At 71.7% G+C, this 15,353-nt stretch carries 15 protein-coding genes and 1 pseudogene; 12 read left to right on the forward strand and 4 right to left on the reverse strand.

From position 1 onward, the window contains the following. Positions 1-49: 49 nt before the first annotated feature. The 4 genes from leuC to ACFY1T_RS19250 all read left to right on the forward strand — a co-directional run bounded on the left by leuC (position 50) and on the right by ACFY1T_RS19250 (position 3,249). The gene (leuC, locus tag ACFY1T_RS19235; RefSeq protein ID WP_390789200.1) at positions 50-1,474 is read left to right on the forward strand and encodes a 3-isopropylmalate dehydratase large subunit; all 1,425 of its coding nucleotides are present in this window, start codon (positions 50-52) and stop codon (positions 1,472-1,474) included. Positions 1,475-1,477: 3 nt separating this feature from the next. After that, positions 1,478-2,071 carry a 3-isopropylmalate dehydratase small subunit gene (gene leuD / locus ACFY1T_RS19240; RefSeq protein ID WP_366100927.1) on the forward strand — a complete coding sequence of 198 codons (594 nt, stop codon included), beginning with the start codon at positions 1,478-1,480 and terminating at the stop codon, positions 2,069-2,071. A gap of 137 nt (positions 2,072-2,208) precedes the next feature. Beyond that, entirely contained in the window at positions 2,209-2,436 is a 228-nt protein-coding gene (locus tag ACFY1T_RS19245) for a hypothetical protein (protein WP_008739877.1), read from the forward strand. 144 nt (positions 2,437-2,580) lie between these two features. Next, on the forward strand, positions 2,581-3,249 hold the full coding sequence (locus tag ACFY1T_RS19250; RefSeq protein ID WP_327133737.1) for an HU family DNA-binding protein: 669 nt from the start codon (positions 2,581-2,583) through the stop codon (positions 3,247-3,249). A gap of 273 nt (positions 3,250-3,522) precedes the next feature. Here ACFY1T_RS19250 and cofC read toward each other — a convergent pair. Next, a pseudogene (cofC, locus tag ACFY1T_RS19255) lies at positions 3,523-4,182 on the reverse strand (2-phospho-L-lactate guanylyltransferase); the annotation flags it as partial. Positions 4,183-4,368: 186 nt separating this feature from the next. Between cofC and ACFY1T_RS19260 the strand changes: the two are divergent. From ACFY1T_RS19260 to ACFY1T_RS19270, 3 genes are read left to right on the forward strand one after another with little or no spacing between them, the layout of a single operon-like run. Next, positions 4,369-5,121, forward strand: coding sequence for a 1-acyl-sn-glycerol-3-phosphate acyltransferase (locus ACFY1T_RS19260; RefSeq protein WP_030859922.1), 753 nt, complete (start codon positions 4,369-4,371; stop codon positions 5,119-5,121). Beyond that, positions 5,118-6,128, forward strand: coding sequence for an NAD(P)H-dependent glycerol-3-phosphate dehydrogenase (locus ACFY1T_RS19265; protein ID WP_390789201.1), 1,011 nt, complete (start codon positions 5,118-5,120; stop codon positions 6,126-6,128). Before ACFY1T_RS19260 ends, ACFY1T_RS19265 begins: the two co-directional genes overlap by 4 nt. Positions 6,129-6,167: 39 nt before the next feature. Then, a complete protein-coding gene (locus ACFY1T_RS19270; RefSeq protein WP_030859919.1) occupies positions 6,168-7,325 on the forward strand; it encodes a D-alanine--D-alanine ligase family protein in 1,158 nt (385 codons plus the stop codon). An 83-nt stretch (positions 7,326-7,408) separates the two neighbouring features. Here the strand turns inward: ACFY1T_RS19270 and ACFY1T_RS19275 are convergent, their stop codons facing one another. Beyond that, the gene (locus tag ACFY1T_RS19275; RefSeq protein ID WP_390789278.1) at positions 7,409-7,909 is read right to left on the reverse strand and encodes a DUF3515 domain-containing protein; all 501 of its coding nucleotides are present in this window, start codon (positions 7,907-7,909) and stop codon (positions 7,409-7,411) included. A gap of 23 nt (positions 7,910-7,932) precedes the next feature. Beyond that, on the reverse strand, positions 7,933-8,166 hold the full coding sequence (locus ACFY1T_RS19280; RefSeq protein ID WP_030162831.1) for an Lrp/AsnC family transcriptional regulator: 234 nt from the start codon (positions 8,164-8,166) through the stop codon (positions 7,933-7,935). Between the two features lie 244 nt (positions 8,167-8,410). Between ACFY1T_RS19280 and ACFY1T_RS19285 the strand changes: the two genes are divergently transcribed. Both ACFY1T_RS19285 and thiD read left to right on the forward strand, forming a co-directional pair. Then, positions 8,411-9,394: a thiamine-phosphate kinase gene (locus ACFY1T_RS19285; RefSeq protein WP_030859915.1), complete on the forward strand. Its 984-nt coding sequence runs from the start codon at positions 8,411-8,413 to the stop codon at positions 9,392-9,394. Further along, a complete protein-coding gene (gene thiD, locus ACFY1T_RS19290) occupies positions 9,391-10,194 on the forward strand; it encodes a bifunctional hydroxymethylpyrimidine kinase/phosphomethylpyrimidine kinase (protein ID WP_390789202.1) in 804 nt (267 codons plus the stop codon). The genes ACFY1T_RS19285 and thiD overlap by 4 nt, the downstream gene beginning before the upstream one ends. A 151-nt stretch (positions 10,195-10,345) precedes the next feature. Here the strand turns inward: thiD and rpmB are convergent, their stop codons facing one another. Continuing rightward, positions 10,346-10,531: a 50S ribosomal protein L28 gene (gene rpmB, locus ACFY1T_RS19295; RefSeq protein ID WP_030298506.1), complete on the reverse strand. Its 186-nt coding sequence runs from the start codon at positions 10,529-10,531 to the stop codon at positions 10,346-10,348. Between the two features lie 250 nt (positions 10,532-10,781). On the opposite strand from rpmB, the gene ACFY1T_RS19300 reads away from it, so the two are divergent. The 3 genes from ACFY1T_RS19300 to rsmD all read left to right on the forward strand — a co-directional run bounded on the left by ACFY1T_RS19300 (position 10,782) and on the right by rsmD (position 15,348). Next, positions 10,782-12,452 carry a DAK2 domain-containing protein gene (locus ACFY1T_RS19300; RefSeq protein ID WP_390789203.1) on the forward strand — a complete coding sequence of 557 codons (1,671 nt, stop codon included), beginning with the start codon at positions 10,782-10,784 and terminating at the stop codon, positions 12,450-12,452. A 16-nt stretch (positions 12,453-12,468) separates the two neighbouring features. Beyond that, entirely contained in the window at positions 12,469-14,673 is a 2,205-nt protein-coding gene (gene recG, locus ACFY1T_RS19305) for an ATP-dependent DNA helicase RecG (protein WP_390789204.1), read from the forward strand. Between the two features lie 96 nt (positions 14,674-14,769). Further along, positions 14,770-15,348 carry a 16S rRNA (guanine(966)-N(2))-methyltransferase RsmD gene (rsmD, locus tag ACFY1T_RS19310; RefSeq protein ID WP_390789205.1) on the forward strand — a complete coding sequence of 193 codons (579 nt, stop codon included), beginning with the start codon at positions 14,770-14,772 and terminating at the stop codon, positions 15,346-15,348. The last annotated feature ends 5 nt before the right edge of the window (positions 15,349-15,353 follow it).

Consider the following 15,353-nt stretch of genomic DNA (forward strand, 5'->3'; position numbering starts at 1 on the left):
ACGGGTCCACGAACCACTGGATCCGGGACGGTGAGCCGGAGGGAAAGCGATGGGTAGGACACTCGCGGAGAAGGTCTGGGACGACCACGTCGTCCGGCGCGCCGAGGGCGAGCCCGACCTCCTCTTCATTGATCTGCACCTGCTGCACGAGGTGACCAGCCCCCAGGCCTTCGAGGGCCTGCGCCAGGCCGGCCGCAAGGTCCGGCGGCTCGACCTCACCATCGCCACCGAGGACCACAACACCCCGACCCTGGACATCGACAAGCCGATCGCGGACCCGGTCTCCCGGGCCCAGCTGGAGACGCTGCGGGCGAACTGCGCCGAGTTCGGCGTGCGCCTGCACTCCCTGGGCGATGTCGAGCAGGGCGTCGTCCACGTGGTGGGACCGCAGCTGGGCCTGACCCAGCCGGGCACCACCGTGGTCTGCGGTGACTCGCACACCTCCACGCACGGCGCCTTCGGCGCGCTGGCCTTCGGCATCGGCACCAGCCAGGTCGAGCACGTGCTGGCCACCCAGACCCTGCCGCTGGCCCGCCCGAAGACGATGGCGATCACCGTCACCGGCGAGCTGGCCGAGGGCGTCACCGCCAAGGACCTGATCCTGGCGATCATCGCGAAGATCGGCACCGGCGGCGGGCAGGGCTACATCCTCGAATACCGCGGCGAGGCCATCGAGAAGCTCTCGATGGAAGCGCGCATGACCATCTGCAACATGTCGATCGAGGCCGGCGCCCGTGCGGGCATGATCGCCCCCGACCGGATCACCTTCGACTACCTGAAGGGCCGCGACCACGCCCCCGAGGGTGCGGACTGGGACGCGGCGGTCGCCTACTGGCAGACCCTGCGCACCGACGAGGACGCGGTCTTCGACGCGGAGGTCGTCATCGACGGCGCCACGCTGTCGCCGTTCGTCACCTGGGGCACCAATCCGGGCCAGGGCGCGCCCCTGTCGGCCAACGTCCCCGACCCTGCTTCGTACGAGGACGCTTCGGAGCGCCACGCCGCCGAAAAGGCCCTGGAGTACATGGGGTTGACGGCCGGGCAGCCGCTGCGCGAGATCAAGGTCGACACCGTCTTCGTAGGTTCGTGCACCAACGGACGCATCGAGGACCTGCGGGCCGTCGCCTCCATCGTCGAGGGCCGCAAAGTCGCCGACGGCGTACGGATGCTGGTCGTCCCGGGCTCCGTCCGGGTCGCCCTGCAGGCCGTGGAGGAGGGCCTGGACAAGGTCTTCAAGGAGGCCGGCGCCGAATGGCGGCACGCGGGCTGCTCGATGTGTCTGGGCATGAACCCCGACCAACTGGCTCCCGGTGAGCGCTCCGCGTCCACCTCCAACCGCAACTTCGAGGGCCGGCAGGGCAAGGGCGGGCGGACCCACCTGGTCTCCCCGCAGGTGGCCGCCGCCACCGCGGTGCTGGGCCATCTGGCCTCGCCCGCCGACCTGTCCGACGCCACCGCGACCGCCGGAGTCTGAACCATGGAAGCCTTCACCACCCACACTGGCCGGGCCGTCCCGCTGCGCCGCTCCAACGTCGACACCGACCAGATCATCCCGGCCCACTGGCTGAAGAAGATCACCCGCGACGGGTTCGAGGACGGGCTCTTCGAGGCCTGGCGCAAGGACCCCGAGTTCGTCACGAACCGCCCCGAGCGCCAGGGCGCGACCGTGCTGATCGCCGGCCCCGACTTCGGCACCGGCTCCTCCCGCGAGCACGCCGTCTGGGCCCTGCAGAACTTCGGGTTCAAGACGGTCATCTCCTCCCGCTTCGCCGACATCTTCCGCGGCAACTCGCTGAAGAACGGTCTGCTGACGGTGGTCCTGCCGCAGGAGACCGTGGACCGGCTGTGGGCGCTGACCGAGGCCGACCCGACCGCCGAGGTGACGGTCGACCTGGTCGCCCGCCAGGTCCGCGCGGCGGGAATCGAGGCGGAGTTCGAACTCGACGACAACGCCCGCTGGCGCCTGCTGGAGGGTCTGGACGACATCTCGCTCACCCTTCAGAACGAAGCGGACATCGACACGTACGAAAGCGCCCGACCCAGCTTCAAGCCGCGCACGATTAGGGTCTGATTCCAGCCTGATCAGCGCTTATTCACCTACGGGTGATCACATCGACAACACTGTGCCCCCCGCCTTCCGGCGGGGGGCACAGCCGTGTGTTGAGGCCCCGTGAGGCGACAACTCGCCCCAGATGGCACAATCTGTGCATGGAACGCGACAGTCAACTTGAGCTCTACGAACTCGTCGCGGACCGGCTGAAAGAAGCACACACAAGGGTGCGCACACTGCAAGTCCCGGAGGGCGTAAGGATGGCGCTGTCCCGGAAGCTGTTGGTCGTCACGGCCGCGGCGAAGCACGATCTCGCCGATGCGGCAAGGCGCCTGGACAGGTTGATGAAGGACCTCGACGAGGGTCGATTCCCTGAAGGCGACTGATGCGAAGGAACTCCGTAACGACCTACACCGTTGCGGCACTAGGGTGATTAGCCCGTTTCGTGTTTGATTTGCGGTATATATCCGCCTAACGTGCGAAATAAGCTTGAACACATTCGTTCTGGCGAAGTCTCCGAAGGGGAAGACGTGAACAAGGCGCAGCTCGTAGAAGCGATTGCCGACAAGCTGGGCGGCCGCCAGCAGGCCGCGGACGCTGTCGACGCGGTACTGGACGCGATGGTCCGCGCTGTGGTCGCGGGCGACCGGGTCTCGGTCACGGGCTTCGGCTCGTTCGAGAAGGTCGACCGCCCGGCCCGCTACGCCCGCAACCCGCAGACGGGTGAGCGCGTCCGGGTCAAGAAGACCTCTGTTCCCCGCTTCCGCGCGGGCCAGGGCTTCAAGGACCTGGTCGCGGGCACCAAGAAGCTGCCCAAGGGCGGCGAGGTGTCGGTGAAGAAGGCGCCCAAGGGCAGCCTTTCCGGCGGCGCTTCCGCGACGGTCAAGAAGGCCGCGGCCAAGAAGGCCACCACCGCCAAGAAGGCGGCGGCGAAGACCGCGGTCGCCAAGAAGACCACCGCGAAGAAGGTCGTCGCGAAGAAGGTGGTCGCCAAGACCGCCGCGAAGAAGACCACGGCGACGGCGAAGAAGGCCACCGCCACGGCCAAGAAGGCCGCGACGACGGCGAAGAAGACCACCGCCACCGCCAAGAAGACGGCTCCGGCGGCCAAGAAGGCCACCGCGAAGACCACGGCGCCCGCCAAGAAGACGACGGCGCGCAAGACCACCGCGAAGAAGACCACGGCCCGCAAGAAGTAAGGCCACGAGTCACACACGCCGGGCCGGCTTCCCCCTCCTGGGGAAGCCGGCCCGCGGTGCTGTTCGTGCAGGTCAGAAGGTTTGCAGGGTGACCAGCGTGATCCGCAGGGCCGGCCCCTCGCCGTCCGTCTCGATCCGGACCCGCTGTCCGGGCCGCAGCAGCCTGAGGCCGCCCGCGTCGAAGGCCGGGGCCCCGAAGGGCACCGGGGTGCCGTCGTCCAGCAGCACACTGCCGCTGCGGGTCTGGGAGTCGTACGTGTACGCGGTCGCCTGCATACGGGCACTGTATCGGGCCGTGTGACGGCCCACGCCGAGGACGAGGGCCGTCCGCAGATCCGCTCCCGTGTCCACGTCCCGGCGTACGCTCTCGACGCCCGCGAGGGATATTTCCGCAGCTCCCGAGGCCGAATGCCGAGCCCGTGACGGGCCCCCGAACGAGGGTGCCAATTCCACGTCCGGCGCAGCGGAAAGCAGGGTCGTGCCGATTTTTGCGGCATCCGCCAGAAATGCCCGCGGAAATACCGATGCGGCTTCGAGCACGCGTAGCAATTCCGGCGGCCGCAGCGCGGGCAGGTCCGCGTTCATCGCCGCCACCGCCGCCCCGGGCCGGGCCCGGCGTACCTCCCGCGCCCCATGGGCCAGCGCCGCGTTGAGCCCGGCGGCCGGGGCGTCCGGCACGATCCGCGCCCCCAGCCGCGCCAGTTCCCTTCCGGCCTCGGCGTCGTCCGTGACGACCACCACATCCGCGACCGCCGCGCAGGCCAGCGCCCCCGCCACGGTGTCCTGCGCGAACGCCAGCGCGAGCCCGGCGCGGGAGGCACCCACGGCCGCGGCCAGACGGCTCTTGGCCACCGCCAGGGGCTTCAGCGGGACCACCAGACTCCAGACCGCGTTCGTGGCGGCACTCCTTCCCTCCGGTGCGCGTCCGTCCATGCGTGGACCACGGCCGGGTCATGGCCCGGTCATGCGTCGGCCCATTGTCGCCTCTGCCCGGTCGACCCGGAGGTCCGGTGCTCCGGGCGGGGCGTACGGTGTTCTCGACAGAGACCGGACCTGAGGCCACACTTGTCCGCCCAGGGGTGCCCAAGCCGCGCACCGGTCCTAGAGGAAGGTGTCCGAGTGTCCCGCCGCAGAATCGGCTTCTGGTACCGCCTGGCGGCGGTCATCGCAAAACCGCCGCTGGTCGTGCTCTTCAAGCGGGACTGGCGGGGAATGGATCACATTCCGGCCGACGGCGGGTTTATCACGGCCGTCAATCACAACTCGTATCTGGACCCGCTCTCCTACGCGCACTTCCAGTACAACACCGGCCGGGTGCCCCGATTGCTCGCGAAGGCGGCCCTCTTCAAGGTCCCCATTGTCGGCGCGATCCTGCGCGGCTCCGGCCAGATCCCCGTCTACCGCGAGACCACCGACGCCCTGGACGCATTCCGGGCCGCCGTGGACGCGATCGAACGCGGCGAATGCGTGGCCTTTTATCCGGAAGGCACCCTCACCCGCGATCCGGACATGTGGCCGATGGCCGGCAAGACCGGCGCGGCGCGGGTGGCGCTGATGACCAAGGCGCCCGTCATCCCGGTGGCCCAGTGGGGCGCGAACCTCGCCATGCCGCCGTACGCCAAGGAGGACAAGGTCCGGCTGTTCCCGCGCAAGACCCTCCAGGTGCTGGCCGGACCCCCCGTGGACCTCTCCGGGTTCTACGACCGGGAGCCCACCCCGGAGGTGCTCAGGGAGGTCACCGAGACCATCATGGCGGCCATCACGGAGCTGCTGGAGGAGCTGCGCGGCGAGAAGGCGCCCGAGCAGCCGTACGACCATCGCAAGGCAAGGCTGGAACAGCGGCGCAAGGCCGCGGGGGAGGACCAGAAGTGACACGTCCCGTGAAGGCAGCCGTCTTCGGAACCGGCTCCTGGGGCACGGCCTTCGGCATGGTGCTCGCCGACGCGGGCTGCGAGGTGACCCTGTGGGGCCGCCGCAGCGAGGTCGTCGACGCCATCAACACCGGCCGGACCAACCCGGACTACTTCCCGGACGTCGAACTCCCCGCGAACATGCGCGCCACCACCGACCCGGCCGAGGCCGCGGCCGGCGCCGACTTCGCGGTCCTCGCCATCCCCTCCCAGACCCTGCGCGGCAACCTCGCCGAATGGGCCCCGCTCCTGCCCGCCGACGCCGTGCTCGTCTCCCTCATGAAGGGCATCGAACTCGGCAGCGCCAAGCGCATGAGCGAGGTCATCGAGGAGGTGGCCAAGGTCCCCGCCGAGCGCGTCGCCGTCGTCACCGGCCCCAACCTGGCCCGTGAGATCGCCGCCCGGCAGCCGGCCGCCGCCGTCGTCGCCTGCTCCGACGAGGCCGTCGCACGGCGCCTCCAGGCCGCCTGCCACACCCCGTACTTCCGCCCGTACACGAGCACCGACGTCATCGGCTGCGAGCTGGGCGGCGCCGTCAAGAACGTCATCGGCCTCGCCGTCGGCATCGCGGACGGCATGGGCCTGGGCGACAACACCAAGGGCTCCCTCATCACCCGCGGCCTGGCCGAAGCGACCCGGCTGGGCCTGGCGATGGGCGCCGACCCGCTCACCTTCTCCGGCCTCGCGGGCCTCGGCGACCTCGTGGCCACCTGCTCCTCGCCGCTCTCCCGCAACCACACCTTCGGCACCAACCTCGGCCGCGGAATGACGCTGGAGGAGACCATCGCGGTCACCAGGCAGACCGCCGAGGGCGTCAAGTCCTGCGAGTCGGTGGCCGATCTGGCCCGCCGCCACGGGGTGGACATGCCGATCACCGACACCGTCGTCGACATCGTCCACCACGGCAAGCCGCCGCTGGTCGCGCTGAAGGAACTGATGGGACGCAGCGCCAAACCGGAACGCCGCTGACTCCTTTCCGGACGCATGACCGGGTATCGTCGTGGCGATATGAGCAGCGAGAACCTCCCCCAGACCCCTGAGCAGCAGGGCCGCAAGCCCCGCGTGGCCGTCGTGTTCGGCGGCCGCAGCTCGGAACACGCCATCTCGGTCGTCACCGCGGGCGCCGTGCTGCGCTCCATCGACCGGTCCAAGTACGAGGTGCTGCCCATCGGCATCACCACGGACGGCCGGTGGGCGCTGACCGCCGACGAGCCCGAGCGGATGGCCATCGCCGACCGCAAGCTCCCGAGCGTCGAGGAGCTCGCGGACTCCGAGGACGGCGCCGTCGTGCTCTCCGTCGACCCGGCCAACCGCGAGGTCGTCTACACCGAGCCGGGCGCCGTCCCCAAGGCGCTGGGCGAGGTCGACGTCGTCTTCCCGATGCTGCACGGCCCGTACGGCGAGGACGGCACCCTGCAGGGCCTCCTGGAGCTCTCCGGCATCCCGTACGTCGGCTCGGGCGTCCTCGCCTCGGCCGTCGGCCAGGACAAGGAGTACATGAAGCGCGTCTTCACCTCCTTCGGCCTCCCCGTCGGCCCGTACGTGACCATCCGGCCCCGCGAGTGGGACGCCGACCGGGACGCCGCGAAGGCGCGGATCCTGGACTTCGCCGGCGAGCACGGCTGGCCGCTCTTCATCAAGCCCGCCCGGGCCGGCTCCTCCATCGGCATCACCAAGGTCGACGACGTGTCCGGCCTGGACGCGGCGGTCCGCGAGGCCCAGCGCCACGACCCGAAGATCATCGTGGAGGCGCTCCTGCGCGGCCGCGAGATCGAGTGCGGGGTGCTGGAGTTCGAGGACGGGCCGCGCGCGAGCGTGCCCGCCGAGATCCCTCCGGTCTCCAGCCACGACTTCTACGACTTCGAGGCGAAGTACATCGACTCCGCCTCCGGGCTCGTGCCCGCTCCGCTCACCCCGGAGCAGACCGCCGAGGTGCAGCGGCTCGCGATCGAGGCGTTCGACGCCGCGTCCTGCGAGGGCCTGGTGCGCGCCGACTTCTTCCTCACGGAGGACGGCACGTTCGTCATCAACGAGATCAACACGATGCCGGGCTTCACCCCGATCTCCATGTACCCGCGGATGTGGCAGGAGTCGGGCATCGAGTACCCGGAGCTGGTGGACCGCCTGATCCAGGCGGCCCTGAGCCGCTCCACCGGCCTGCGCTAGCACCAGCCGAAGGCGCCGTACATGCCGACCGCCCGCCGGGATTCCCGGCGGGCGGTCGGTGTGCGAAGGGGCGTCCGGCCCCGTCAGTACGAGGAGATGCCCTCGGGGACGGTCCTGGCCACCACGGTGGACAGCCCGACCAGCATCCCCGCATCCGTGGCATGCTCCTTGTCGACCCGGACCTCGGTGTACGCGAGCCGCATCCCGGTGATGAACCGGAAGCCCCCGCCGGCGCTGTCGGGGACCTTCAGCGCAAGCCACCGGACGCCGTTCACCTCGACGCCCTCCTGCTTCACATCCGCCATCTCGGGGGGTTTGGGGATACCGCACCGCAGTACGATCGCCGAGCCGCCCCACGCGGCGGTCAGATCCGACTCCGGCGCTGCCTCGGCCCGCGCCAGGCCGGCCACCGTCTCCGGGAGTTCCTTGTGCAGTGCTGCACAGAACCCCGCGACGTCGGCGGGCGGCGTGGGCGGCGGGTCCACCCGGGCTTCGGAATCACCCGGGGCACAGCCCGCGAGGGCCAGTACCGCGGCCAGTACGGGCAGGGCGGGCAGACGCAGGGGCCGGCGGTGGAGGGTCATCACCGGCCAAGAGTAGACGGGGGCTACAGATGGACCACCGGGCAGGTCAGGGTGCGGGTGATGCCCTCCACCTGCTGCACCTTGGCGACGACCATGCGGCCGAGCTCGTCGACGGTGTCCGCCTGGGCGCGCACGATCACGTCGTACGGGCCCGTCACGTCCTCGGCCTGGATCACCCCCGGGATCTGGCTGATGGACTCGGCGACGAACGACGCCTTGCCCACCTCGGTCTGGATAAGGATGTACGCCTGTACCACGGAACCTCCAGGGCGGCCACGAGGATCGATTCCCCTAACCTTCGGGTGGGCCCAGGGATTCGGGTGGGCCCGGGGAAGAAGGGACGCCACGGTACCGCGTTGCCGAGCACCACGGGGAGACCCGGGGGCCCGGCGCCACGCACGGCGGGGCGTACGGAGAGCAGAAGTTGACGTATCTGTTGACGGTACCCAGAGCTGTGACGGCTCGCGACCGCAAGCGGACTGGGCAAGAAGGGGCACAGCGATGAAGGGCACTGTGGGCGAGCTGGGGGAGTTCGGGCTCATTCGGGAGCTCACCTCACGGCTCACCACCACCCCGGCGGTCCGGCTCGGACCGGGCGACGACGCCGCGGTCGTGTCGGCCCCCGACCGGCGGGTCGTGGCGAGCACCGACATCCTGCTCGAGGGCAGGCACTTCCGGCGCGACTGGTCCACGGCGTACGACGTCGGCCGCAAGGCCGCCGCGCAGAACCTCGCCGACATCGCGGCCATGGGGGCGGTGCCGACGGCGCTGCTGCTCGGCCTCGTCGTCCCGGCCGAGCTGCCGGTCACCTGGCCCACCGAGCTGATGGACGGCATCCGCGACGAGTGCCAGGTCGCCGGTGCGGCCGTGGTCGGCGGCGACGTCGTCCGCGGCGACACCATCACCGTGGCCATCACCGCCCTCGGCGACCTGCGCAACCACGAGCCCGTGCTGCGCTCCGGCGCCCAGCCCGGCGACGTCGTGGCCGTCACGGGCTGGCTGGGCTGGTCCGCGGCCGGATTCGCCGTGCTCTCGCGCGGGTTCCGCTCCCCGCGGGCCTTCGTCGAGGCGCACCGGCGCCCCGAGCCCCCGTACCACGCGGGCCCCGCGGCCGCCGGGCTCGGCGCCACGGCGATGACCGACGTCAGCGACGGCCTGATCGCCGACCTCGGGCACATCGCGGAGGCCAGCAAGGTACGGATCGACCTGCGCTCGGCGGCCGTCGACATCCCGACGCAGATGCACGACATCGGGCAGGCCGTCGGGGTCGACCCCTTGCAGTGGGTGCTCACCGGAGGGGAAGATCACGCCATCGTGGCGACCTTCCCGCCCGACGTGAAACTGCCGGCCCGGTGGAAGGTCATCGGGGAGGTGCTGAACCGGTCCGCGCTGCCCCAGGTGACCGTGGACGGCGCCCCCTGGACGAGCACCGGCGGCTGGGACCACTTCGGCTCCGACCCGTCCATCGAGGAGACCTCCAGATGACCGACGCGCCACCGCTGTGCCTGACCGTCGCCGGATCCGATTCCGGCGGCGGCGCCGGGATCCAGGCCGACCTCAAGACGATGCTGGCACTCGGCGTGCACGGGATGAGCGTGGTGACGGCCGTGACCGCGCAGAACTCCCTCGGGGTGCAGGGAGTCTGGGAACTGCCCGCCGAAGCCGTGAAGGCCCAGTACCGGGCCGTCGTGGACGACATGGGCGTCCACGCCGTCAAGACCGGGATGCTGGCCTCCACCGCGCTGGTGGAGACGGTGGCCGAGCTGCTGGCCGCCACCTCCGCCCCCGCCGTCGTGGATCCGGTCGGGGTCTCCAAGCACGGGGACCCGCTGCTCGCCGCCTCGGCGCTGGACGCCGTACGCAAGGAGCTGCTGCCGCGGGCCACCGTGGCCACCCCGAACCTGGACGAGGTGGCCCAGCTCACGGGCGTCGTCGTGGAGAGCGAGGACGACATGCGGCGGGCCGCCGACGCCGTGCTCGCCTACGGGCCCCAGTGGGCGCTCGTCAAGGGCGGGCACCTGGCCGCCCACGGGGGCCAGGCCGCCGACCTGCTCACCGACGGGGACACGCAGCTGTGGCTGCGCGCGCCGCGCCACGACAACCGGCACACCCACGGCACCGGCTGCACCCTCGCCAGCGCGATCGCCGCGGGGCTCGCCAAGGGACAGGACGTCCCGCAGGCGGCCATGGAGGCCAAGGAGTACGTGAGCGGCGCCATCGCGGCCGGCTTCGCGCTCGGCGGCGGCATCGGCCCGGTGGACCACGCCTGGGAATGGCACCGCTGACGGTGCCGGAACGGCAGAAGACCACCGCGTCACGTGACGCGGTGGTCTTCCCCTGCCCGGTCGGTCCAGGCAAGTACAAGGCAAAAGGCCGGCCCACGAGGTGGACCGGCCTTCTTGGCAACCGGAAAGGGCTGCGCTACGACGGTTGGCGTCAGCGCGAGACCTTGCCGGCCTTGATGCACGAGGTGCAGACGTTGAGGCGCTTCGGCGTCCCACTGACCATGGCACGAACGCGCTGGATGTTCGGGTTCCAGCGACGCGAGGTGCGGCGGTGCGAGTGGGAGATGTTGTTGCCGAAGCTCGGCCCCTTGGCGCAAACGTCGCAGTTGGCAGCCACAGGTCACTCCAAAGACTTCAGATGCACTTACAGTGAAATCCGGCGCACCGGATCAGAAGTCTGAGAAGTCTGAGTGGTTTGCCGGGGGAAATTGGCCCGACTCTCATCGGGCAACCGGAGCAGCATACAACGACTGCGTCCGTCCAAGAAAACTACCATGGCCGCCGCCGATCCCGCCCGTGGCCCCTGACACCCCGCAGTCCTTGGTTACCCTGCGGTGAACCCTGGCCCGCACGAGGAGGAACGCCCGGTGCAGCACGAGCCGCAGCCGCAGCCCGCCGACGAGCTCGACGCCGAAGCGGTGCGCACCTGGAGCTCGCTGGCCGTGGCCGCGCTGGGCCGGGCCCGCGAGGACATCGACGCGATCAACGTCTACCCCGTCGCGGACGCGGACACCGGGACCAACCTCTACCTGACCGCCGAGTCGGCGGACCGCGCCCTGGCCGAGGCCCTCAAAACACCACCCGCGGGCGTGAGCGAGACCACAGCGGACGCCACCCTGTCGGAGGCCGTACGGGCCTACGCGCACGGCGCCCTCATAGGCGCCCGCGGAAACTCCGGGACGATCCTCGCGCAGCTGCTGCGCGGAGTGGCCGACGTGCTCGGCGACGAGCCCGCGGGCCGCGGGCCCGGCCGGCTGCTGGCCGAGGCGCTGACCCGGGCCGCCGAGGAGGCCTACCGGGCCGTCGCGCACCCGGTGGAGGGCACGATGCTCACCGTCGCCGCCGCGGCGGCGGCCCGCGCCGCAGAGGCGGCCGGGGCGTCCGGGGCGGCCGCCGCCGACGTGGCCCTGGCCGCCTACGACGGGGCCCGCGCCGCCCTCGCCGACACCCCGGGACAGCTGGCCGAGCTGGGCCGGGCCGGAGTGGTCGACGCGGGGGGCTGCGGGCTGGTCGCCGTACTCGGGGCGCTGTCGCAGGCGCTGTCGGGCCGCCCGCCCGCCGCCGAGGCCGTACGCGGCCGGGCCGTTCCCGTGCCGCGGCCGCCGCAGCCCTGCGACGCCGACGAGCAGGGCGGGCCCGCGTACGAGGTGATCTACCTGCTGGAGGCCGCCGAGCCGGCCGTGGCCGAGCTGCGCGGGCGCCTCGACGGACTCGGGGACTCCCTGGTGGTGGTCGGCGGCGACGGACTGTGGAACGTGCACGTCCACGTCGACGACCCCGGCGCCGCCGTGGAGGCCGGCGTGGTCGCCGGGCGGCCGTACCGGATCCGCATCACCCACTTCGGCGACGAGCGGCGCCGGGCGCGCGGGGAGCGCGTCCAGCGGGCCGTGGTCGCCGTGGTCCCGGGCGAGGGGCTGGCCGGGCTGTGCGGGGAGGCGGGCGCGACCACCGTGCTCGCCCGCCCCGGAGAGGTCCCGGACGCCGCCGCGCTCGTCGACGCCATCCGGCGCGCGCACGCCCGCGAGGTGGTGCTGCTGCCCGGCGGAGCCGACCAGCGGGCCGTCGCCTCCGCGGCGGCCGAACAGGCCCGCGCCGACGGCGTACGGGTGGCCGTGATCCCCACCCGGTCCGCGGTCCAGGGCCTGGCCGCCCTCGCCGTCCACGACCCGCAGGGCAGCTTCGACGAGGACGTCGTCGCCATGACCGCGGCCGCCGGAGCCACCCGCTACGGCGAACTCGCCGTCGCCGAACGGCAGTCCTTCACCTCCGCCGGCATCTGCCAGGCCGGGGACGTGCTCGGGCTCATCGACGGCGACGTCGCCGTCATCGGCTCCGGCCTCGACGAGACCGCCCAGGCCGTCCTGGAGCGGATGCTGGGCTCCGGCGGCGAACTCGTCACCCTGGTCCTGGGACCGGAGGTGCCGGACGCCCTCGCCGAACGCCTGGAGGCGTACGTACAGCACGGACACCTGGCGGTGGACACGGTCACCTACCGCGGCGGGCGGTACTCGGCGCCCCTCCTCATCGGGGTCGAATAGCCGACTTGTCAGCGCCATGGTGTGCAATGAAGGCGTGCCCGCGCTCGACGAAGACCTCAAGAAGACGCTCGGCCCCGCCACCGCCAAGGTGCTGGCCGAGCAGCTCGGCCTGCACACGGCCCTGGACCTGCTGCACCACTACCCGCGGCGGTACGCCGAGCGCGGCGAGCTGACCTCGCTGGCCGAGCTCGCCGACCAGATCGACGAGCACGTGACGGTCGTCGCCCAGGTCGCCGACGCCCGGATCCTGACCTTCAACGGGGGCCGCGGCAAACGCCTGGAGGTGACCATCACCGACGGCAGCGGCCGCCTCCAGCTGGTCTTCTTCGGGGCGGGCGTCCACAAGCCGCACAAGGACCTGCTGCCGGGCACCCGCGCCATGTTCGCGGGCAAGGTCGGCCTGTTCAACCGCAAGCTCCAGCTCTCCCACCCCGCGTACGAGCCGCTCGGCGCGGACGCCTCCGACCGGGACGCCGCGACCGCCTTCGCCAACCAGCTCATCCCGATCTACCCGGCCTGCGCCAAGCTGGAGTCCTGGAAGATCGCCAAGTGCGTGGACGCCGTACTGCCCAGCGCCGGGGAGGCCGTGGACCCGCTGCCGGACGCCCTGCGCGAGGGCCGCGGACTGGTCCCGCTCACCGAGGCCCTGCTGAAGATCCACCGGCCGGGCACCAAGGCCGACATCGAGGACGCCCGCCGGCGGCTGAAGTGGGACGAGGCCTTCGTCCTCCAAGTCGCCCTGGCCCGCCGCAGGCACGCCGACTCCCAGCTCCCCGCCGTCCCGCGCCGCCCCGCCCCGGGCGGCCTGCTCGACGCCTTCGACGCCAAGCTCCCCTTCACCCTCACCGACGGCCAGCAGACGGTCTCCCGCGAGATCTTCGACGACCTGGCCACGGAACACCCCATGCACCGCCTCCTCCAGGGCGAGGTCGGCTCGGGCAAGACGATGGTCGCGCTGCGGGCCATGCTCGCCGTCGTCGACTGCGGCGGGCAGGCCGCCATGCTCGCGCCCACCGAGGTGCTCGCCCAGCAGCACCACCGGTCCGTCACCGAGATGATGGGCGAGCTCGCCGAGGGCGGGATGCTCGGCGGCTCCGACCAGGGGACCAAGGTCGTGCTGCTCACCGGTTCCATGGGGATGCCCGCGCGCCGTCAGGCCCTGCTCGACCTGGTCACCGGCGAGGCCGGCATCGTCATCGGCACGCACGCGCTCATCGAGGACAAGGTGCAGTTCCACGACCTCGGCCTGGTCGTCGTCGACGAACAGCACCGCTTCGGCGTCGAGCAGCGCGACGCCCTGCGCTCCAAGGGGAAGCAGCCCCCGCACCTGCTGGTCATGACCGCGACCCCGATCCCGCGCACCGTCGCGATGACCGTCTTCGGGGACCTGGAGACCTCCGTCCTCGACCAGCTGCCCGCCGGCCGCTCCCCGATCGCCACCCACGTCGTACCGGCCAAGGACAAGCCGCACTTCCTGGCCCGGGCCTGGGAGCGGGTGCGCGAAGAGGTCGAGAACGGGCACCAGGCGTACGTGGTGTGCCCGCGCATCGGCGACGGCGAGGACGACCCCAAGAAGAAGGCCTCCGCCGAGGACGACGCGGAGAAGCGGCCCCCGCTGGCCGTCCTGGACATCGCCGAGCAGCTCGGGCGCGGGCCGCTCGCCGGGCTGTCGGTGGAGGTGCTGCACGGGCGGATGGACCCGGCCGACAAGGACGACGTCATGCGCCGCTTCGCGGCCGGCGAGGTCAAGGTGCTGGTCGCCACCACCGTCATCGAGGTCGGGGTGAACGTCCCGAACTCCACGGTCATGGTGATCATGGATGCGGACCGCTTCGGCGTCTCCCAGCTCCACCAGCTGCGCGGCCGCGTCGGCCGCGGTTCCGCGCCCGGCCTGTGCCTGCTGGTCAGCGAGATGCACGAGGCGAGCCCCGCCCGGGCCCGGCTCGCCGCGGTCGCCGCCACCCTCGACGGCTTCGAGCTCTCCCGCATCGACCTGGAACAGCGCCGGGAGGGCGACGTCCTCGGCCAGGCCCAGTCGGGCGTGCGCTCCTCGCTGCGCATGCTCGCGGTCATCGAGGACGAGGAGGTCATCGCCCAGGCCCGGGAGGAGGCCACCCGCGTGGTCGCCGACGACCCCGAGCTGCGGGGGCTGCCGGGCCTGCGGAGCGCACTGGAGGCCCTGCTGGACGCCGAGCGGGAGCAGTACCTGGAGAAGGGCTGAGCCGCGGTCGCCCGGTACCGCCCGGGGCCGTCCCGGGCGGTACGACCTATCGTGGAACTCCGCAGTAGCCATGACCGTCGTACCGAAGGACCCCAGATGACCCGCGTGATCGCCGGCAGCGCCGGCGGGCGACGGCTGACCGTGCCCCCGGGCACCGGCACCCGGCCGACCTCGGACCGGATGCGTGAAGGCCTGTTCTCCACCTGGGAGTCGCTGCACGGCGTCGACGGGGCCCGGGTGCTCGACCTCTACGCGGGCTCCGGCGCCGTCGGCCTGGAGGCCCTCTCCCGCGGCGCGGCCCACGCGCTGCTGGTGGAGCCCGAGGCCAAGGCCGCCAAGGCGATCCGGGACAACATCAAGGCGCTGGGCCTGCCCGGCGCCGAGTTCCGGGCGGGCAAGGCGGAGCAGATCGTGGCGGTCCCGTCGGGTGCGGACCCGTACGACGTCGTCTTCCTGGACCCGCCGTACGCCGTCGGCCATGACGATCTTGGCGAGATCCTGCTCACACTCCGCGCCAATGGCTGGCTCACGGACGATGCGCTCGTCACCGTGGAGCGCAGTACGCGCAGCGGCGCCTTCCCGTGGCCCGCGGGCTTCGAGCCGCTGCGCTCCCGCAAGTACGGCGAAGGCACCCTTTGGTACGGTCGCGCCGCCGACACCTGCGAAGACTCATGATGCCC

This window comes from Streptomyces sp. NPDC001194, assembly GCF_042896985.1.
Taxonomy (GTDB): Bacteria; Actinomycetota; Actinomycetes; order Streptomycetales; family Streptomycetaceae; genus Streptomyces.

Bases quoted from the DNA above. Each gene is read 5' to 3' on its own strand.
- leuC (WP_390789200.1), top strand. From the start codon at position 50: ATGGGTAGGACACTCGCGGAGAAGGTCTGGGACGACCACGTCGTCCGG.
- leuD (WP_366100927.1), top strand. From the start codon at position 1,478: ATGGAAGCCTTCACCACCCACACTGGCCGGGCCGTCCCGCTGCGCCGC.
- ACFY1T_RS19245 (WP_008739877.1), top strand. From the start codon at position 2,209: ATGGAACGCGACAGTCAACTTGAGCTCTACGAACTCGTCGCGGACCGG.
- ACFY1T_RS19270 (WP_030859919.1), top strand. From the start codon at position 6,168: ATGAGCAGCGAGAACCTCCCCCAGACCCCTGAGCAGCAGGGCCGCAAG.
- ACFY1T_RS19275 (WP_390789278.1), bottom strand. From the start codon at position 7,909: ATGACCCTCCACCGCCGGCCCCTGCGTCTGCCCGCCCTGCCCGTACTG.
- ACFY1T_RS19285 (WP_030859915.1), top strand. From the start codon at position 8,411: ATGAAGGGCACTGTGGGCGAGCTGGGGGAGTTCGGGCTCATTCGGGAG.
- thiD (WP_390789202.1), top strand. From the start codon at position 9,391: ATGACCGACGCGCCACCGCTGTGCCTGACCGTCGCCGGATCCGATTCC.
- recG (WP_390789204.1), top strand. From the start codon at position 12,469: ATGGTGTGCAATGAAGGCGTGCCCGCGCTCGACGAAGACCTCAAGAAG.
- rsmD (WP_390789205.1), top strand. From the start codon at position 14,770: ATGACCCGCGTGATCGCCGGCAGCGCCGGCGGGCGACGGCTGACCGTG.